Source organism: Campylobacter sp. CNRCH_2015_1657 (genome assembly GCF_025772685.1).
GTDB classification, from domain to species: domain Bacteria; phylum Campylobacterota; class Campylobacteria; order Campylobacterales; family Campylobacteraceae; genus Campylobacter_D; species Campylobacter_D lari_D.
Genome location: NZ_JAKMSO010000001.1, coordinates 143,045 through 159,528 on the forward strand (window position 1 = coordinate 143,045; position 16,484 = coordinate 159,528).

The 16,484-nt window shown below is 28.3% G+C and carries 20 protein-coding genes; 9 read left to right on the forward strand and 11 right to left on the reverse strand.

Going from position 1 to position 16,484, the window contains the following annotated elements; all coding sequences use genetic code 11:
• Genes L8X27_RS00755 through L8X27_RS00765 form a run of 3 tightly spaced genes read left to right on the forward strand, consistent with a single transcriptional unit; the run spans nt 1 to nt 1,899 of the window.
• Entirely contained in the window at nt 1-1,053 is a 1,053-nt protein-coding gene (locus L8X27_RS00755; protein WP_039618500.1) for a DHH family phosphoesterase, read from the forward strand.
• Nucleotides 1,037-1,273: a hypothetical protein gene (locus tag L8X27_RS00760; RefSeq protein ID WP_263659094.1), complete on the forward strand. Its 237-nt coding sequence runs from the start codon at nt 1,037-1,039 to the stop codon at nt 1,271-1,273. The genes L8X27_RS00755 and L8X27_RS00760 overlap by 17 nt, the downstream gene beginning before the upstream one ends.
• Nucleotides 1,270-1,899: a hypothetical protein gene (locus L8X27_RS00765; protein WP_263666174.1), complete on the forward strand. Its 630-nt coding sequence runs from the start codon at nt 1,270-1,272 to the stop codon at nt 1,897-1,899. The genes L8X27_RS00760 and L8X27_RS00765 overlap by 4 nt, the downstream gene beginning before the upstream one ends.
• Here L8X27_RS00765 and L8X27_RS00770 read toward each other — a convergent pair.
• Complete coding sequence (locus tag L8X27_RS00770) at nt 1,888-2,019, reverse strand: hypothetical protein (RefSeq protein WP_256374638.1); 132 nt, start codon at nt 2,017-2,019, stop codon at nt 1,888-1,890. The genes L8X27_RS00765 and L8X27_RS00770 overlap by 12 nt on opposite strands.
• A 240-nt stretch (nt 2,020-2,259) precedes the next feature.
• Between L8X27_RS00770 and L8X27_RS00775 the strand changes: the two genes are divergently transcribed.
• The 3 genes from L8X27_RS00775 to dnaK are packed head-to-tail and all read left to right on the forward strand — an operon-like array spanning nt 2,260 to nt 5,433.
• Nucleotides 2,260-3,042: an HrcA family transcriptional regulator gene (locus tag L8X27_RS00775; RefSeq protein WP_133318800.1), complete on the forward strand. Its 783-nt coding sequence runs from the start codon at nt 2,260-2,262 to the stop codon at nt 3,040-3,042.
• Nucleotides 3,039-3,548, forward strand: coding sequence for a nucleotide exchange factor GrpE (grpE, locus tag L8X27_RS00780; RefSeq protein ID WP_114640401.1), 510 nt, complete (start codon nt 3,039-3,041; stop codon nt 3,546-3,548). Before L8X27_RS00775 ends, grpE begins: the two co-directional genes overlap by 4 nt.
• A 22-nt stretch (nt 3,549-3,570) precedes the next feature.
• Entirely contained in the window at nt 3,571-5,433 is a 1,863-nt protein-coding gene (gene dnaK / locus L8X27_RS00785; protein ID WP_114640400.1) for a molecular chaperone DnaK, read from the forward strand.
• A gap of 31 nt (nt 5,434-5,464) precedes the next feature.
• Here dnaK and L8X27_RS00790 read toward each other — a convergent pair whose 3' ends face one another.
• Genes L8X27_RS00790 through L8X27_RS00800 form a run of 3 tightly spaced genes read right to left on the reverse strand, consistent with a single transcriptional unit; the run spans nt 5,465 to nt 7,528 of the window.
• Complete coding sequence (locus tag L8X27_RS00790) at nt 5,465-6,118, reverse strand: DNA/RNA non-specific endonuclease (RefSeq protein WP_263666177.1); 654 nt, start codon at nt 6,116-6,118, stop codon at nt 5,465-5,467.
• Nucleotides 6,115-6,558, reverse strand: coding sequence for a GatB/YqeY domain-containing protein (locus tag L8X27_RS00795; protein WP_263666179.1), 444 nt, complete (start codon nt 6,556-6,558; stop codon nt 6,115-6,117). Before L8X27_RS00795 ends, L8X27_RS00790 begins: the two co-directional genes overlap by 4 nt.
• Before the next feature lie 10 nt (nt 6,559-6,568).
• Complete coding sequence (locus L8X27_RS00800) at nt 6,569-7,528, reverse strand: Ppx/GppA family phosphatase (RefSeq protein WP_263671408.1); 960 nt, start codon at nt 7,526-7,528, stop codon at nt 6,569-6,571.
• Nucleotides 7,529-7,583: 55 nt separating this feature from the next.
• Between L8X27_RS00800 and L8X27_RS00805 the strand changes: the two genes are divergently transcribed.
• Genes L8X27_RS00805 through L8X27_RS00815 form a run of 3 tightly spaced genes read left to right on the forward strand, consistent with a single transcriptional unit; the run spans nt 7,584 to nt 11,012 of the window.
• Nucleotides 7,584-8,351, forward strand: coding sequence for a pyridoxine 5'-phosphate synthase (locus tag L8X27_RS00805; protein WP_263662541.1), 768 nt, complete (start codon nt 7,584-7,586; stop codon nt 8,349-8,351).
• Nucleotides 8,348-9,448, forward strand: coding sequence for a 4-hydroxythreonine-4-phosphate dehydrogenase (pdxA, locus tag L8X27_RS00810; RefSeq protein ID WP_263671407.1), 1,101 nt, complete (start codon nt 8,348-8,350; stop codon nt 9,446-9,448). Before L8X27_RS00805 ends, pdxA begins: the two co-directional genes overlap by 4 nt.
• Before the next feature lie 43 nt (nt 9,449-9,491).
• Nucleotides 9,492-11,012 (forward strand): inorganic phosphate transporter, encoded by a 1,521-nt coding sequence (locus L8X27_RS00815; RefSeq protein ID WP_133318806.1) that lies wholly within the window; start codon nt 9,492-9,494, stop codon nt 11,010-11,012.
• On the opposite strand, the gene mnmH is transcribed toward L8X27_RS00815, so the two are convergent.
• From mnmH to L8X27_RS00850, 7 genes are read right to left on the reverse strand one after another with little or no spacing between them, the layout of a single operon-like run.
• A complete protein-coding gene (gene mnmH / locus L8X27_RS00820; RefSeq protein WP_263659103.1) occupies nt 11,007-11,990 on the reverse strand; it encodes a tRNA 2-selenouridine(34) synthase MnmH in 984 nt (327 codons plus the stop codon). The two genes, L8X27_RS00815 and mnmH, sit on opposite strands and share 6 nt — an antisense overlap.
• A complete protein-coding gene (locus tag L8X27_RS00825) occupies nt 11,983-12,471 on the reverse strand; it encodes an HIT family protein (protein ID WP_263660944.1) in 489 nt (162 codons plus the stop codon). Before L8X27_RS00825 ends, mnmH begins: the two co-directional genes overlap by 8 nt.
• Nucleotides 12,471-13,073: an indole-3-glycerol-phosphate synthase TrpC gene (locus L8X27_RS00830; RefSeq protein WP_263660943.1), complete on the reverse strand. Its 603-nt coding sequence runs from the start codon at nt 13,071-13,073 to the stop codon at nt 12,471-12,473. The genes L8X27_RS00825 and L8X27_RS00830 overlap by 1 nt, the downstream gene beginning before the upstream one ends.
• A complete protein-coding gene (locus L8X27_RS00835; protein WP_220567118.1) occupies nt 13,058-14,293 on the reverse strand; it encodes a tetratricopeptide repeat protein in 1,236 nt (411 codons plus the stop codon). Before L8X27_RS00835 ends, L8X27_RS00830 begins: the two co-directional genes overlap by 16 nt.
• Nucleotides 14,269-14,640, reverse strand: coding sequence for a YkgJ family cysteine cluster protein (locus L8X27_RS00840; protein ID WP_263660942.1), 372 nt, complete (start codon nt 14,638-14,640; stop codon nt 14,269-14,271). Before L8X27_RS00840 ends, L8X27_RS00835 begins: the two co-directional genes overlap by 25 nt.
• A complete protein-coding gene (locus tag L8X27_RS00845) occupies nt 14,630-15,322 on the reverse strand; it encodes a tRNA1(Val) (adenine(37)-N6)-methyltransferase (RefSeq protein ID WP_263660941.1) in 693 nt (230 codons plus the stop codon). Before L8X27_RS00845 ends, L8X27_RS00840 begins: the two co-directional genes overlap by 11 nt.
• On the reverse strand, nt 15,316-16,260 hold the full coding sequence (locus L8X27_RS00850; protein ID WP_263660070.1) for an NAD(P)-binding domain-containing protein: 945 nt from the start codon (nt 16,258-16,260) through the stop codon (nt 15,316-15,318). Before L8X27_RS00850 ends, L8X27_RS00845 begins: the two co-directional genes overlap by 7 nt.
• Between the last annotated feature and the right edge of the window lie 224 nt (nt 16,261-16,484).

Genomic DNA, 16,484 nt, shown 5'->3' on the forward strand with positions numbered 1-16,484 from the left:
ATGAAAATTTATCATCTTTCACATACGGATTTAGATGGCTATGCTTGTCAGTATGTGCTAGATTTTTATTTTAAGAATTGTTATTTTTATAATTCTAATTATGGTAAAGAGATTAATGAAAATTTTAATGTGATTTTTAAAAATATAGAGGAAGATTTAAAGCAAAATCCTAATGAAGAATTTGTGATTTTAATCACGGATTTAAATTTAACATTAAGTCAATGTGAAGATTTTCAAAAAGCCATAGAAGGCAAAAAAATCAAACTTTTACTTTTAGATCATCATCAAAGTGGCTTAGAATGTATGCAAAAATATCCTTGGTATTTTTTAGATGATAAAAGATGTGCTACTAAGATTGTTTATGATTTTTTTAGTAAATGTTATGGTGAAAATAAGGCTTTGTCAGAATTTGTGGATGTGGTAAATGCAGTAGATATTTGGTTGAGTGAAGATGAGAATTTTGAACTTGGAAAAGTACTGCTTGGTATGGTTTCTGGAGCAAAAGAAATCAATAGGGTAATGTTTGCACAAGAAAATATCAAATATCTTTTTTATCTTTTTGATGTTTGTAGAAAATACATTCATCAAAAAAATGCTCATATTAATTTAGATGATGATTTGCATGGCTTAAAAAAATCTTTTTTTAAAAAAGAAAATGATGATACCTTAAGCAATTTAATTTCAAAATTTGTGGTAGAAAGACTAAGTGTAAATAAAGAAAAATTTAGTGTATTTTATAAAGGAAGTAAAGGTTTATTAACTTCAAATATAGGCAATACTTCCGTAATTGGAAATGATTTTTTAATGCAAAATCCTGATTTTGATTTTTTTGTTGATCTTAGTTCGAGAAAAACCTTAAGTTTTAGAGCAAATAATAAAATCGATGTGAGTTTGATGGCTAAAAGTTTGGTCAATGGGGGAGGGCATAAAAATGCTAGCGGAGGATTATTTGCTGCGTATAAAGATAGCTCTAATTATGATTTTATAAAAGCACAATTTGTAGATTTAATTAAAAGTAAAGAATTAAAGGAAAATAATGAAAACAAATCATGATTTTAAAGAAGAAATAGAAAATTTACAATATGAATTAAGTATAGTTTTAGAAGCAATGCTCTTGTTTGCTGGGGTAAAAAGAGTAAAATTAGAAAAAGCAATTGGAGTTTATATTGATTGTATTGATGAAGTTTGTCATAATACCCAAAAAGAAGGAGTTGATGAGATCTTAGAAGTAGTGGAGTACTTAAAAATTCATCATAAAGATTTATTTGAATGAAAAATTTATTATTGCTTTTTATAGGAATTTTTTCTTATGCAAATATCTATGAAGATTTAAGTGATTTTGCTTATAATAAACAAAACACGCTAAATTTAAGCTCTAGTCAAGCTTTATTTTTAGAATACAAACAAAACAAGCAAGCTTGTGTGGATATAGTACTTGCTAAAGATAAGGCTTTCGTGGTTAAAATTTATCCATTGTGTGAAAAATTAAACGAAAAAAGTCTAAATGAATACTTAAATACGCAATTTATAAGTTTATACACTAAAGATTTATCAAAACTAAGAAAAGAAATTGCTGATATTAAAAATATTATGCGCGATTTTATGATTTATTATACCTTACATCAATCTTTTGCAAATGAAATTAAAAAAATGAGTAAAAATGATAAATTACAAGCGTATGAACTAGATGAGAAAAAAGGTGGAAAAATTCTCTACAAGGTCAATAATCAAGCTTGTGTAATTTTTGATTTATATTTAGATGAAAATTTGCAAGCTAGTATGCAAGTAAGTGGAATGGAAAATTTGGATAAAACTTGTATGGAGTTAATCTCATCCCCTGATTTTAAAGACTTATCTTTCACAAAAGAGGGTATGAGAAAATATAAATTAAAAAACTAGTCTAAAAAATCTTAAATAATATAACTTTAAAATTCTACTTAAAGCCATTTTTTTTCTTTCTATATTGGAAAACACATAAGCTTCAAGATCTTGCTTTTCTCTTAAAGTAAGATTTTTCATTATTATAAACCTTTTAAAAAATATTGCTAGACGCAATTATATTATCTTTTCTTTTAAAAAAACTGAAAAATAAGTTTTTATATATTATATATAAATGGCTAAATAAACTTTAGTTATATAGACTAAATAATTTTAAATATTTTTATTTAAAAATAACTTGACATTATTATACTAAAGTTGTATAATTATCTTGTCACTTAAAAACATTGAGTGCTAAAATAAAAAATTTAAGGTTTTATAGTGAAGTCTTATAGTAAAAAAGATTTAATTTTAAAAACTATCATTGAAACCTATCTAGAGGATAATAACCCTGTGGGTTCTAATGAGTTAAATCATAAAGTTAGCATACCTGCTTCTACCATAAGAGTTTATTTTAAAAAATTAAGTGATGAAGGTGTATTAACGCAACTTCATATTAGCAGTGGTCGCATACCAACTTTTAGTGCTATGAAGGCTTATTGGTATGAGCAACTTTGCGAAGATGAGATTGTGATTAACGATCTTGCATTGTTGGAGTTTTTGCTTGATAAGTTTGAAATTTATACCTTAGTTTATGGTGGCGATGAGCTTATTTTGCAAGATATTACCAAGGTTAATGATAAATTTATCATACTTGATTTTGGACAAAATGAGTTGGTTTTAAGATTTAGCCAAGATAGTCTGGTTTTCTTACAAAGACTTATAGGGCTTGATCTAAAAAGTATTGAAAATTTAGCTTTTAGAGTTGAGTTTAAAGAGTTATTGGAAAAAATAACTATGCTAAAAGAAGCTATGGTTTATTATAGATATAATGAGAGTAAAGCTTATCAAATTTATCAAAATGATGAATTTGCTAAGCTTTTATCTCCTCAAATTGGATTTTATTTTAACGATAAATTGCAATTTGATCCTTTATTTGAAGAGGGTTTTATGGGATTAAAGCTTAAGAGTACATTTTTAGGCAAAGAATCTAATGTGGTTTTTGCCGGTAGTGTGTATTCTGATTTTAAAACAATGTTAAATATTATAAAGGAGGCTGCGTGAGCGAAGAAAAGCAAAATGAGCAAATGCAAGAAGAAGCAGTGGAAAATTCAGAAAATCAAAACAATGAATTAGAAAAACTTCAAGCAGAGTATAATGAGTTAAAAGATACTTATTTAAGAGCAAATGCTGAATTTGAAAATATCAAAAAAAGAATGGAAAAAGAAAAAATTTCAGCAACAATTTATGCAAATGAAAGTTTTGCTAAAGATTTGCTTGATGTAGTTGATGCATTAGAGGCGGCTATTAATGTAGAAGCTAATGATGAATTAAGTTTGAAAATAAAAGAAGGGGTTCAAAACACTTTAGACTTGCTTTTGAAAAAACTTGAAAAACATATGGTTAAAGCAATAGAAGCAAATGGTGAGTTTGATCCAAATTTACATGAAGCGATGTTTCATGTTGAAAGCGCCGATCATGAAAGTAATCATATTGTCCAACTTTTACAAAAGGGCTATATGATGAATGATAGAGTAATTAGATCAGCAAAAGTTAGTGTTGCAAAATAAAATTTAATAAAAAGGATAAAAAATGGCAAAAGTTATAGGTATAGATTTAGGTACAACAAATTCTTGTGTGAGTGTATATGAAAGAGGTGAGAGTAAAGTTATCCCAAATAAAGAAGGTAAAAACACTACCCCTTCAGTAGTTGCTTTTACAGATAAAGGTGAAGTTTTAGTTGGAGATAGCGCTAAGCGTCAAGCTGTGACTAATCCTGAAAAAACTATTTATTCCATAAAAAGAATCATGGGTTTGATGATTAATGAAGAAGCAGCAAAAGAAGCTAAAAATCGCTTGCCTTATCATATCACAGAGAGAAATGGGGCTTGTGCGATTGAAATAGCAGGTAAAATTTATACTCCACAAGAAATTTCAGCAAAAGTTTTAATGAAATTAAAAGAAGATGCAGAAGCTTTCTTGGGTGAAAAAGTAGAAGATGCGGTTATTACTGTTCCTGCGTATTTTAATGATGCACAAAGAAAAGCTACAAAAGAAGCAGGACAAATTGCAGGGTTGAATGTATTAAGAATTATCAACGAACCAACTGCAGCAGCTTTAGCTTACGGACTTGATAAAAAAGAAAGTGAAAAAATTGTAGTTTATGATTTAGGTGGTGGTACATTTGATGTTACTGTGCTTGAAACAGGTGATAATGTTGTAGAAGTTTTAGCAACAGGCGGTAATGCATTTTTAGGCGGTGATGATTTTGATAATAAATTAATCGACTTTTTAGCAAATGAGTTTAAAGATGAAACAGGTATTGATCTTAAAAACGATGTAATGGCTTTACAAAGATTAAAAGAAGCAGCTGAAAATGCTAAAAAAGAATTAAGTTCAGCTAATGAAACTAATATTAATTTACCATTTATCACAGCTGATGCAAGTGGCCCAAAACACTTAACTAAGACTCTAACAAGAGCTAAATTTGAAAGTATGATTGATGGTTTAGTTGCTGAAACTATTAGCAAAATTAATGAAGTAGTAAAAGATGCAGGGCTTGATAAAAGTGAAGTAAAAGAAATTGTTATGGTGGGTGGTTCTACTCGTGTTCCACTAGTACAAGAAGAAGTTAAAAAAGCCTTTGGAAAAGAGCTTAATAAATCAGTAAATCCTGATGAAGTTGTTGCAATAGGTGCGGCAATTCAAGGTGCGGTTATTAAAGGTGATGTTAAAGATGTATTATTGCTTGATGTTACTCCGCTTTCTTTAGGTATTGAAACTTTAGGTGGTGTGATGACTAAAATCATCGAAAAAGGTACAACTATACCAACTAAAAAAGAGCAAGTTTTCTCAACTGCTGAAGATAATCAAAGCGCAGTTACTATCAATGTTTTACAAGGTGAGAGAGAATTTAGCCGTGATAATAAATCTTTAGGAAATTTCAATCTTGAAGGAATTCCACCAGCACCTCGTGGTATGCCACAAATTGAAGTAACTTTTGATATTGATGCAAATGGTATTTTAACAGTTAGTGCAAAAGATAAAGCTACAGGTAAGGCTCAAGAGATTAAAATCACAGGTTCAAGTGGATTAAGTGAAGAAGAAATCAATAATATGGTAAAAGATGCAGAGCTTCACAAAGAAGAAGATAGAAAACGCAAAGAAGCAGTAGAAGCTAGAAATGCTGCTGATAGTTTGGTACATCAAGTAGAAAAATCTTTAAGTGAGCTTGGAGATAAAGTAGGTGATGATGATAAAGCAAATATTCAAAAAGCTTTAGATGAGTTAAAAGAGACATTGAAAAATGCTAATGCTTCTAAAGAAGAAATCGAAGGCAAAATGAAAGCTTTAAGTGAAGTTTCTCATAAATTAGCAGAAAATATGTATAAAAAAGAAGAACCAAACGCTCAAAAGAAAAAAGACGATGATGTAATCGATGCTGAAGTTGAGTAAAAACTAAACTAGAAGCCTTGTTGCTTCTAGTTTAATCAATATATTTTTTACAATCTTCCTTAAAATAATTTCTATCAAATCTTGCAAAATTATCATTATTTGGCACTTTATAACATTCGCTGAAATTTTTAACCTTAAGAATTTTGACATAAAAACTAGGAATGGCTATGTTGTTTTTAATGCGTTTTGGCTTATCATCATAAAGTACTAAATTTAAGACTTCTAATTCTTTATTTTTCTTTGCTAAATATCTTTCTCTTTGTTCGATTTCATTCCAAATTTCTGCATTAATATCTTTTTTTTGCGGAGTGATATTGCTCATTAAAAAAGTGCTAAGTTGGGCTTGTGGGGTTGCATTCATGGATTGATTTGGTACAACATGCCCTCTTGTATAACCACTTCTTAGATAATCCTCCCAATAAGTTCTATACTTTTTAGGAATATTGGTATCATCTTTAAATTTTGGGCGTTTTTTGATGTGTCCTTGATTTAAAATTTTAGCTTCTAGTTTATAAGCAATTGCCTTGGTGCCTTTATAATTATAATCATAACAATTAATATAATAATATTTATCCATTAATAAAGAGCAGTCTTTAAAATAAGCTTTAAAGCTAGGATGTAATTCATATTGAGTATAAGCAAAAGAGCTTAAAGCTAAGGCGCAAAGTGTTAAAACTTTTTTCATGCTAAAAGCTTTCTTACCATTTCATTAAGTCTTTTACCATCAACGCTTGCACCAAAAGCTGCTTTAGCTTCTTTCATCAAAATACCTTGTTCTTTTAAAGAGCTAATTTGTAGTTTTTCTATAAGTTTTTTTAGCTCACTTTCTAATTCCTCATCGCTAAGTTGTTTTGGTAAATAAGCACTTAAAATAGCTACTTCTTGGAGTTCCTTTTGTGCTAAATCTTCTCTAGAACCTTTGCTAAAAGCAAGTGCGGCTTCATTTCGTTTTTTAATCTCACTCGCAATGATTTTATATATTCTTTCATTATTAAGTGTGATTCTCTCATCAACTTCTATTTGTTTAAAGCTAGCATTAAGCGTTCTTAAAGTGTTTCTTTTAAAATCATCTTTATTACGCATAGCTTCTTTGATATCTTCTAAAATTTGATCTTTTAAACTCATTTTTTCTCCTTTAAAATTTGATATTTTTAAAATGTGCTATACACACACCTTCTCTAACACCATCATCAATCACAATGAGCTTTTGCTTATTAAATAAAGCAAAAAGTATCATTGAGCCTGCTATGAGGTATTTTTTTCTATTTTCTCCAAGATAAATTTTAGCTTTTTCTTGTTCTAAATTCCAAATTTTTAATGCAAAATCAAAAAAATCTTTGCGTTTGAGTATTTTACCATTTACACTTTCTTCTAGGTAGTCTTTGTATTTTATGTTTTGTTTATAAGCACAAAGTGTGGTAGGTACTCCTGAATTTAGTATGAAAAAATTTCCTTTTAATTTTATATCTTTACTAAGATTAAAAGCTTTTAAGGCAAGTTGCTTTAAATGCGCAGGGTAGGGGCTTAGATGAATTTTTAATTTTTCATCTTTAATACGCACAAGATTTTGTGGATATTTTTTAAAAAAACTTACATAAGCATTTGGTTTTATGGCTTTAAAATGCATTCTTTCATAAAAACTAATGATTCCAAAATCATAACTTTTGCTAAACTTATCATTTGAAATTTCACAAGAAGCACCGCCCAAATCACAATAACTTAAGTCTTTTCTAAAAAGTTTAAGAGCTTTAAGACGCTCTTGCATACCTAAAACGCTTAGTTTTGCTTCGGTTTTTGCATCGATTAATTTTATATCAAGTTTAAATTCTTTTTGAATTTTTTCAAAAATAAGCTTAGTATTTTTTGCTTTTCTAAAAGCAGCTGTGGCGACTGCTTTAGCTTGACTTAAGTCATATTTTTTTTCTTTTAAGATTTTTAAAGCATTAAAAATTCTTTCTATAGCTTCATCACTAATGGTGTCATTTTGCATATTTTTAGCTGCTCCTATGATAAATTCTTCGCTTTTTAATTTATTAAAATTCTCATCCATCAAAACAGCTCTTAATGTATTTGAACCCATATCAATACCTAGCACTAGCTCTCCTTAAAAAATTTAAAGTATAATAGCAAAAAACTTATAAGGAAAACTTATGCTTTTAGGGGTTAATATCGATCATATAGCAGTTTTAAGAGAAGCTAGAAAAGTAAATGATCCTGATTTGCTTGAAGCTGCGTTTTTGAGTGCAAATTTAGCTGATCAAATCACTATCCATGTAAGAGAAGATCGTCGTCATGCTAATGAGTTTGATTTAGAAAATATCTTAAAATATTGCAAGTGTGTAGTGAATTTAGAATGCTCTATTGATATGATAGAATATGCTTTAAAATACAAACCCTCGCGCGTTACTTTAGTACCTGAAAAAAGACAAGAGCTTACAACAGAAGGTGGTTTAAATTTAGACAATGAAAAATTACAAGAAGCCATTAATGCTTTAAAGCAAGAGCAAATCGAAGTTTCTTTGTTTATTGATCCAAATTTAGAAGATATTAATAAATCATCTTCTTTAAATGCTGATTTTATAGAGCTTCATACAGGCTTGTATGCTAATATTTATAATGCATTATATACCAATATCAATCAAACTTCTTATGCATTGCCTGAATTAATTTTAAGTAAAAATGAACTCAAAAAGCTTTTAGAAAATGAACTCCAAAGATTAAAACAAAGTGCGAGTTTGGCTAAGGGTTTAAATTTAAGAGTGGCAGCTGGTCATGGGCTTAATTATAAAAATGTAAAAAATATTGTGGATATTTTAGAAATAGAAGAGTTAAATATAGGTCAAAGCATAGTAGCAAGATCGGTTTTTGTAGGCTTAGAAAAAGCTATATTGCAAATGAAAGCTTTGATTAAAAGATGAAAAAAATTGCTATTAGTATAGGAGATTTAAATGGTATAGGTATGCAAATTTTATTATCTTGTCATGATGAGCTAGTAAAAATTTGTGAGCCATATTATTTTGTGCATTATGAATTATTTCAAAAAGCAAATAAACTTTTAAAAATAAATCCTAAATCTAAAATCAATTTAGTTGAAATTTCTAATGCTTCAAAACCACATTTTGCCTTTAAAGAAGAAAAAGAAAATTTTTTAATTTATGAGTTTTCATATCAAGTTAATAAAATTATTGATTTTGATTTTGAGTTAAATCCTGCAAATTTAGACGCTAAAAGTGGAGCTTATTCTTTTTTAAGTTTTGAAGGAGCTAGTTATTGCACGCATTTATTTTTAGATGCTTTAGTAACTTTACCGATTAATAAAAAAACTTGGCAAATGGCAGGAGTGAGCTATAAAGGTCATACTGAAGCACTAAGAGATTTTTTCAAACAAGATGCTATTATGATGTTAGGGTGTGATGAGCTTTTTGTGGCTTTATATACTGAGCATATGCCTTTAAGAGATGTTTATAAAGAAATTAAGGCTTTTGAACTTGCGAAATTTTTAATTAATTTTTATCAATGCACTTTATTTGAAAAAATTGGAGTTTTGGGTTTTAATCCTCATGCAAGCGATAATGGCGTAATAGGTGGAGAGGAAGAGCAAGAAATAAAAAAGGCTATAAGAATGGCAAATGTATTTTTAAAAGATCATGCATTAAATTTACAAAATTTAGAAAATGAATATTTTTTAAGTCAAAAAGAAAAAGAGTTTTCTTATAAGGAAAATATTTTTTTAAGTGAGCCTTTAGTGGCCGATAGTGCTTTTACTCCTTTTGCATTAAGTAAATGCAAGTATTTAGTCAGTATGTATCATGATTTAGCCTTAGCACCTTTAAAAGCTTTATATTTTGATAAAAGCATTAATGCGAGTTTAAATTTACCCATAATTCGAACTAGTGTTGATCATGGAACAGCTTATGATAAGGCTTATAAAAATGAAAAAATAAACTTACAAAGTTATATGCAAGCAGTAAAATCTGCTTTACAATTTTTACAAATCAAAGAAAAAAATAAGTAAAAGTTACTAAAATATTCTTAAAATAATTTCTTAAGGAGAATGCTTGAGTAAAGACAATACCATTGCATTTTTTATTTTTATTGTAAGCGTTTTGTGTTTTTTTGTTTGGGGTTATAATTATATTCCTAATAATTCCATGATATTATTTATTCTTGCTAGTGTATTTGGAATTTTTATGGCCTTTAATGTTGGTGGTAATGATGTTGCAAATTCATTTGGCACTAGCGTGGGAGCTAAGACAGTTACTATCAAGCAAGCTTTAATTATTGCAGCAGTATTTGAATTAAGTGGAGCTGTGTTTGCAGGTGGGGAAGTAACTAATACTATAAGAAGTGGTATAGTAGTTTTACCAGATAGTGTTGATCCTATGGTGTTTGTATGTGTAATGCTTTCAGCTTTGCTAAGTTCAGGTATTTGGTTATTTATAGCAACAAAAAAAGGACTTCCAGTTTCTACTACTCATAGCATTATAGGTGGTATTGTAGGTTCAAGTATAGCTATGGGGTTTGTATTTTTTGATCAAGACCAAGCTTTTTCTATGGTAAATTGGAATGGTATTTATAAAATAGCTATGAGTTGGGTTATTTCTCCTTTGCTTGGTGGACTTGTGGCGTATTTAATTTATGCTTATATTTATAAAAAAATACTTCAACCTTCGGCTTTGATTAATATGCAAATAAAAGAAATTAAAAAAGAAAAAAAAGAGTTTAAAGAAAATTTTTTTATCAATTTAAAAAACAAAAGTCAAGAAGAGCAAATTAAAGAATTAAGCGCCATTGTTTTAGATGATGATGAAAAAAGAAGTGAATATAAGTTAAAAATTAAAGAATTAAAAGAAAAAGAAAAAAATATAGATGTTTTTTCTAAAATGAAATTTCATGTTCCTTTGGTTGCAGGGATAGCTGCTTTAATAATAGCGTCAATGTTTTTATTTAAAGGTTTAAATAAAGTTTCTACTTTAGATATGGTGCAGAATTTATGGATAGTTTCTATTATTTCTATTTTTGCTTATATAGTTACTTTGGCTGTTGTAAGATTGATGAAAAAAACTGAAGTAAATAAAACTATAGAAAAGATTTTTTCGTGGTTTCAAATTTTTACTGCTTCTAGTTTTGCTTTTTCGCATGGAGCTAATGATATAGCTAATGCTCTTGGGCCATTTGCTGCGATTTTAGATGTGCTTAAAAACAACACCATTAATCCAAGTTCGCCAGTGCCATTTGCTGTAATGCTTATGTTTGGTATAGCTTTGGTTATTGGACTTTGGTTTTTAGGTAAAGAAGTTATTCAAACTGTTGGTTCAAAACTAGCAGAAATTAAGCCAACAACAGGCTTTAGTGCTGAACTTGGTGCAAGTATTGTTATACTTTTAGCAACTCAACTTGGAATTCCAGTTAGCTCAACCCATATTTTAATCGGCGCTATTTTGGGTATAGGGGTGTTTAATAAAGATGCTAAATGGGGTATGATGAAACCTATTGGTTTAGCTTGGGTTATTACTTTACCAGTTGCTGGAATTCTTTCAAGTATTATTTTTGTAATTTTTGTAAATATAATCTTATGAGTTTAAACTCATAAGATATTTTTTAGCTTCATTTAAATTAGAGCTATTTATAAAATAATCAATTTTTGCAGGTTTTTTATATACTTTATCATAATATTCAAAAAGCATTTTTACACAAAGTTCTAAATTATTTTCTTCATAATTTTTACAAAGTCTTAATTTAAAATCCTTGCTGATATAAGGTGATATTTTTTCAACGCATTGATAAAATACTTTTTTATCCATTGGAGTATAGTTTTTTAAAACTCTTTGAATGCGTAAATTTATATCACACTCGCACCAAATTTTCTTAGCTTTTTGCATACTATTATATAAATTTAGCGGGATAGTTAAATTTCCAATTTGTCTGCTTTCAGCTTCTATAAAACAAGTTTTGTGAGTATAATCTTTTAAAAAATAAAACAACTTATCTTCAAAGGCTTTTTGGCTTGGTTGTTCTCCATAAATTTTACCAAAACTTGATCCTTGGTGGTTAGCTAGTTTTTCTAAATTTAAAGCATTATTTAAAGTTTCGATTAAATCACTTTTACCGCTTGCCGTATTACCACAAAGACATAAAAACTCAATATTTAAATCTTTCCTAAAAAACTCACTCACATAACTTCTATAGGCCTTGTATCCACCTTCTAATCTTACAACTCTATAACCAAGTTCAGCCAAGATTAAAGCAATAGCTTTTGATCTTTTACCACCTCTTGCACAATAAATTCCCACCAAAGAACCTATTTTATAATTTTGATAAAGTTTATTAATATGTTCACTCATATTTTTACAAATATAACTTGCACCTTTTGCTTTAGCTAAGCCTTTATTTTTCTTATAAAGTGTGCCTATTTCTTCAAATTCATTATCATTTAATGCGTAGTAATTTTGCGCAGATTTTATATGAGCAAGTTTGTATTCTTTGGGACTTCTTACATCAATTAAAAGATCAAAATTAAATTTTAAAAAATTTTCAAAATCAACTTCTTTATACATAATCTTTAAAAGCTTTGTATAAGGTGGTATAAACTTTTCCCAAATCACTCCCACAAACTCTAGTTTGTCCTATGGTAGTGATAAAATTTGTATCCCCTTGCCATCTTGGGATTAAATGATAATGACAATGCGGCGCTATGCCAGCTCCTGCTGCACTGCCTAAATTCATACCTATATTAACACCCTTGGCATGAAAGTTTTCTTTTAAAATTTTAACTCCAATACGCACAAAATGGCTAATTTCTAGCCATGTATCATTATTTAAATCTTCTATATTTTCTAAATGATCATAAGGGATAATCATGAAATGACCCGGACTATAAGGGTATTTATTCATAATGCCAAAACATTCTTTAGCTCTAAAAATTACCCCAAGTTTTTCATCTTCATTGAGTTCATACTTACAATGACAAAAAGGACAAAAATTTTTATCTTTATTATTAAAATAAACATCTCTCCAAGGTGCGTATAAATACTCCATCAACTCTCCTTTATGCAAGCATGTAGATTTTTGATATTTTTACTTATAAGAGCTTTATTTTTTGGTATCAAAGGTAATAGCTTTTCATCTTCTAATAAAAAAATTCTAGCTCCTGCTAAAATAGCATTATTAAGATCGCTTTTGCTTTCAATATAAAAAATGGCCTCTAAGCCAAGATGTATTGCAAAACTATAAAGTTTTTTTAGTTGCATAGTTTTTAGTATTTTAGGAAATACAATAAACGCATCAGCTCCATATACCAAGCTTTCCAAAATTTGATATTCATCAAAAATAAAGTCAAATTGCACAATGGGTTTGTCATGATAGCGTCTAAAAAGACTTAAATTTTGTATGTCTTGATTAAGCAAAGGACTTGTTGGTAAAACGATAGCATCAAAATTTTCATGATTAAAATTTAAATCTTTGGAGTATAAAAAATGCGAAAGTTTTCTTTCAAGCAAAAGTGTGTAAATATCTTTAGGATAAAAAGCATTAGAAGCTAGGCTTCTGCCCAGCATATCATAAGGAAAAATTTCTTTTTTATTTTCTAGAATTTTTTGTGTTTTTGAAAAATGATCTTTTAAATCTATTGTTTTAAACATTTTTCAATGGCCTTTAAGTGATCTTTGCTTTCTTGGGAATTTGCAAATTCTTTATCGTGGAATGTTTTTTGTAAAATTTCATAAGCTTTTTTGCAATTTTTAAGTTTATAATAGCCCCAAGCTAAAGAGTCTAGGTAGTAAAGATTTTGTGGTTCTTGTTCAAGTGCCCAGCCTACTAATTCTATGCCTTTTGCAATATCAATATCATATTCGATTAAGGCATAGCCATAGTAGTTTTGATATAAAGCATCGCTACGCACATCTACACTTTGTTCAAATTTTTTCATAATAGAAGCTAGAATTTTTGGATCCGTGATTTTTTTACTTTTAGAATCCATATAAATTTCAAATTCTAAAACCCCTGCCATAGAAAGGTATTTTTTATCTTTGCTAAGTTCATAATGTTTTAAAGCTATTTCGTAAGCTTTTTTATAATTTTTTGTTTGTGTATATAAGAAAATTTTAGTATCAGGATCTATGTTGTATTGTTGGACTAAATTTAGAGCTTGTTTATAATTTTTTTCTTGCACTAGTAATTCTATCATAGCATATATATATTTAATATCATTGTTGAGTTTATATAGTTTTTCAAGGGTTTGAATGCTTGCCTTATTGTTTTTTTGCTCTTGATAAATTTTTAAAAGTAGGGTGCATGTTTTAAGAGTGCATTGTGAATTTTTTACAAATTCTTCTAAAGCTTTTTTAGCTTGATCGATATTTTTATTTTTAATATTAATTTCAACTATTTTAAGTAATAAATTTTCATGTTCAAAAAGCTTATAAGCAAGATTGTATTGCTCTAAAGCTTTGGTGTATAAAGCTTTTTTAGCAAAAATATCACCTAGTATTTCATAGTTTCTATAATCTTGCTCTTCTTTAATGAGTTTATAAAGTATAGTTTCGGCTTGTTTATAATCTCCTATTTCAAAAAAATGCAAAGCATTTAATCTTGCAATAGCTGTATGATTTAAAAATTCTTTAGAGGCTTTTAAAAGTTCATCTTTTTGTTTTAAGTTAGCACCCAAAGCTAAAAGCAATGCTTTTTGTAAATAGATACTTTCATTATTTTCATGAAATAAATTTGTATAAATATCACATGCTTTTTGAAACTGTCCATGTTCTTCATAAATGAGTGCTTGTAAGATTTTATCTTCGCTTTTAGCCAAAGCAAGGTTTGTTAGGATAAAAACGATAATTAGTGAAAGCAAACCCCTATACATTCTTCTTTCAACTCCTCTTTGTGTGTTTTAAAATACTCCCAAAATGGAAAAGTTTTACATTGTTTTGGTCTATGCTTGTAAATTAAACATTTTTTATACATTGTATCAAAAAAAATACAACGATAGCCATTTTCATGCTTTACTTCTTTAAAACTATATTTAAATCCAACTTTGATAAGGTATTGTTCTTTAAAGGCTTCAAAGCTTAAATTTAAAAAAGCAGCAATAGCTTCTAGCTCTTCTTTGCTAGCATAGATATATCCACTTTCTCCAGTGCAGCATTTTCCACCGCATGTTTTACAAGCATTTTCATCAAAAGAATAATCAAAGTTTTTTTCACATATCATAGCTTATAGTTCCTGTATTTTCATAAATTTCGCTAATTTTTGGATTTAAAACATTATTTTCATACATAAAAAGCGTAGGCATTATCACACAAGGGCTTTTACTATTTTTTTTAATATGCATTAAAACAAGCCTTGCATTAGTTTGTGTATTGGTGTGAATGCATTGAAGAGAAACTAGCTTTAATTTAAATTGCTTTAAAGAAGCACAAATTTCATCTAAAAAACTTGCCTCATAGCACATAAAAAAACTACCATTTGGCTTGATTAAAGTATTTATTTTAGCAAACATCTTCTCAAGCGGCATAAATTCTTGATATCTTGATATACATAAATGCAAATCTTGGCTTTTTTGTGTATTTTTTTTATAAAATGGAGGATTAGAGATTAAAAAATCAAATTTTATATCACTTTTATAGTTTAAAAAGTCTTCGCAAATGCTTTGAATTTCAAGTTTATTTTCTTTGGCATTTTTATAACTTAGTTTGATATTTTGCTCTTGAATATCTAGTAGATAGACTTTTGAATTTGGAAATTTTTGCTTTACTAAAAGTCCTAAAATTCCACATCCACATCCTATATCAAGGATATTTCCTTTTAAGTTATTTTTAGATAAAAAGTCAAAAAGTAAAAGGCTATCATTATTATAACGATAGCCTTTTGAATATTGAAAGAGTTTTAGCATTTATAAAGATGATCGCAGATTTTAAATGAATCATTTAAACCCACTACAATAGAAGCTCCGTTTTTACTCGCTATATCGCCTGCTACAAATAATCCTTTTACATTACTTTCTTTGTTTTCATCAAAGCTTGGCACACCTTTTTCATCAACTTCTATAGAGCATTTTTGTAAGAAATCAAGTGGAGTTGAACCACCAATAGCATAAATAATGCGATCATAAATTTCACTTGTATTGTTAGTGAAATTTACTTTAGCTTTGCCATTTTCATCTTCAATACCAGTTATATCTATGCCGAGTTTTGCTTTTACACTGCCTTGCTCAAAAGCTTTTTGAATATCTTCAAGATTAATATCGTTTAATCTTGAGAAAGTTTCTCTTCTATAGCAAAGTGTAACATCGTTATTTTTAGCTAAATCTATAGCGTATTCTGCTGCTGAATTTCCACCGCCTACAACTAAGATTTTTTCATCTTGGCTTGTTGAATTTGCATTAAAATTGATGATTTTTGTTAAAGTTATAGGTAAAGTATAGCTTGGTTTATTTGGCTTACCCATTCTACCTATGGCAATAACTGCATTTTTACAAATATAATTTTCATTTGCAGTACTAACGATGAAATTTTCTCCATCTTTTTTAACACTTTCAACTTCACTAGAAAGCTTTACTTCAAGATTATGCTCTTTAATGGCATTTTGGAAAGTTTCTATCGTACTTTCTCTAGTTCCATCTTCAAAATTTATATGCCCGTGATTTGTGCTATCACAACCTTTATAAGCTTTATCTACTCTTTTGCCTTCTTTGTAAAATTTTACCAAGGTTTGACAAATCGCATCAGCTTTTTCTAAAACAATAACTTCTTTATTTTTTATTTTAGCTTCTACTCCTGCTGCAATACCTGCAGGGCCAGCACCAATAACTACCATATCAAAAATTTTCATTATTTCCCTTTTTTAATTTTTAGTTTATGTAAATGTATCAAAAAAACAATAATAAAAAATAAAAAACAGAAATTATTTTTATTTTGTAAATAAATTTTTTATGCTTATAAATTATTAAATTAATAAAATTTTATAATAAAGTAGATTAAAATGTGTAAAAAATATATTATTATAATATTTTTTGCATAAAATCACTTATATAAAAGCAAAAAAACATAAAAATT

Excerpts from the sequence above, each read along its gene's own strand:
- L8X27_RS00755 (WP_039618500.1), top strand. The coding sequence starts at position 1 with ATGAAAATTTATCATCTTTCACATACGGATTTAGATGGCTATGCTTGT.
- L8X27_RS00760 (WP_263659094.1), top strand. The coding sequence starts at position 1,037 with ATGAAAACAAATCATGATTTTAAAGAAGAAATAGAAAATTTACAATAT.
- L8X27_RS00765 (WP_263666174.1), top strand. The coding sequence starts at position 1,270 with ATGAAAAATTTATTATTGCTTTTTATAGGAATTTTTTCTTATGCAAAT.
- L8X27_RS00770 (WP_256374638.1), bottom strand. The coding sequence starts at position 2,019 with ATGAAAAATCTTACTTTAAGAGAAAAGCAAGATCTTGAAGCTTATGTG.
- dnaK (WP_114640400.1), top strand. The coding sequence starts at position 3,571 with ATGGCAAAAGTTATAGGTATAGATTTAGGTACAACAAATTCTTGTGTG.
- L8X27_RS00790 (WP_263666177.1), bottom strand. The coding sequence starts at position 6,118 with ATGAAAAAAGTTTTAACACTTTGCGCCTTAGCTTTAAGCTCTTTTGCT.
- L8X27_RS00795 (WP_263666179.1), bottom strand. The coding sequence starts at position 6,558 with ATGAGTTTAAAAGATCAAATTTTAGAAGATATCAAAGAAGCTATGCGT.
- L8X27_RS00805 (WP_263662541.1), top strand. The coding sequence starts at position 7,584 with ATGCTTTTAGGGGTTAATATCGATCATATAGCAGTTTTAAGAGAAGCT.
- pdxA (WP_263671407.1), top strand. The coding sequence starts at position 8,348 with ATGAAAAAAATTGCTATTAGTATAGGAGATTTAAATGGTATAGGTATG.
- mnmH (WP_263659103.1), bottom strand. The coding sequence starts at position 11,990 with ATGTATAAAGAAGTTGATTTTGAAAATTTTTTAAAATTTAATTTTGAT.
- L8X27_RS00825 (WP_263660944.1), bottom strand. The coding sequence starts at position 12,471 with ATGGAGTATTTATACGCACCTTGGAGAGATGTTTATTTTAATAATAAA.
- L8X27_RS00830 (WP_263660943.1), bottom strand. The coding sequence starts at position 13,073 with ATGTTTAAAACAATAGATTTAAAAGATCATTTTTCAAAAACACAAAAA.
- L8X27_RS00835 (WP_220567118.1), bottom strand. The coding sequence starts at position 14,293 with ATGTATAGGGGTTTGCTTTCACTAATTATCGTTTTTATCCTAACAAAC.
- L8X27_RS00840 (WP_263660942.1), bottom strand. The coding sequence starts at position 14,640 with ATGATATGTGAAAAAAACTTTGATTATTCTTTTGATGAAAATGCTTGT.
- L8X27_RS00845 (WP_263660941.1), bottom strand. The coding sequence starts at position 15,322 with ATGCTAAAACTCTTTCAATATTCAAAAGGCTATCGTTATAATAATGAT.
- L8X27_RS00850 (WP_263660070.1), bottom strand. The coding sequence starts at position 16,260 with ATGAAAATTTTTGATATGGTAGTTATTGGTGCTGGCCCTGCAGGTATT.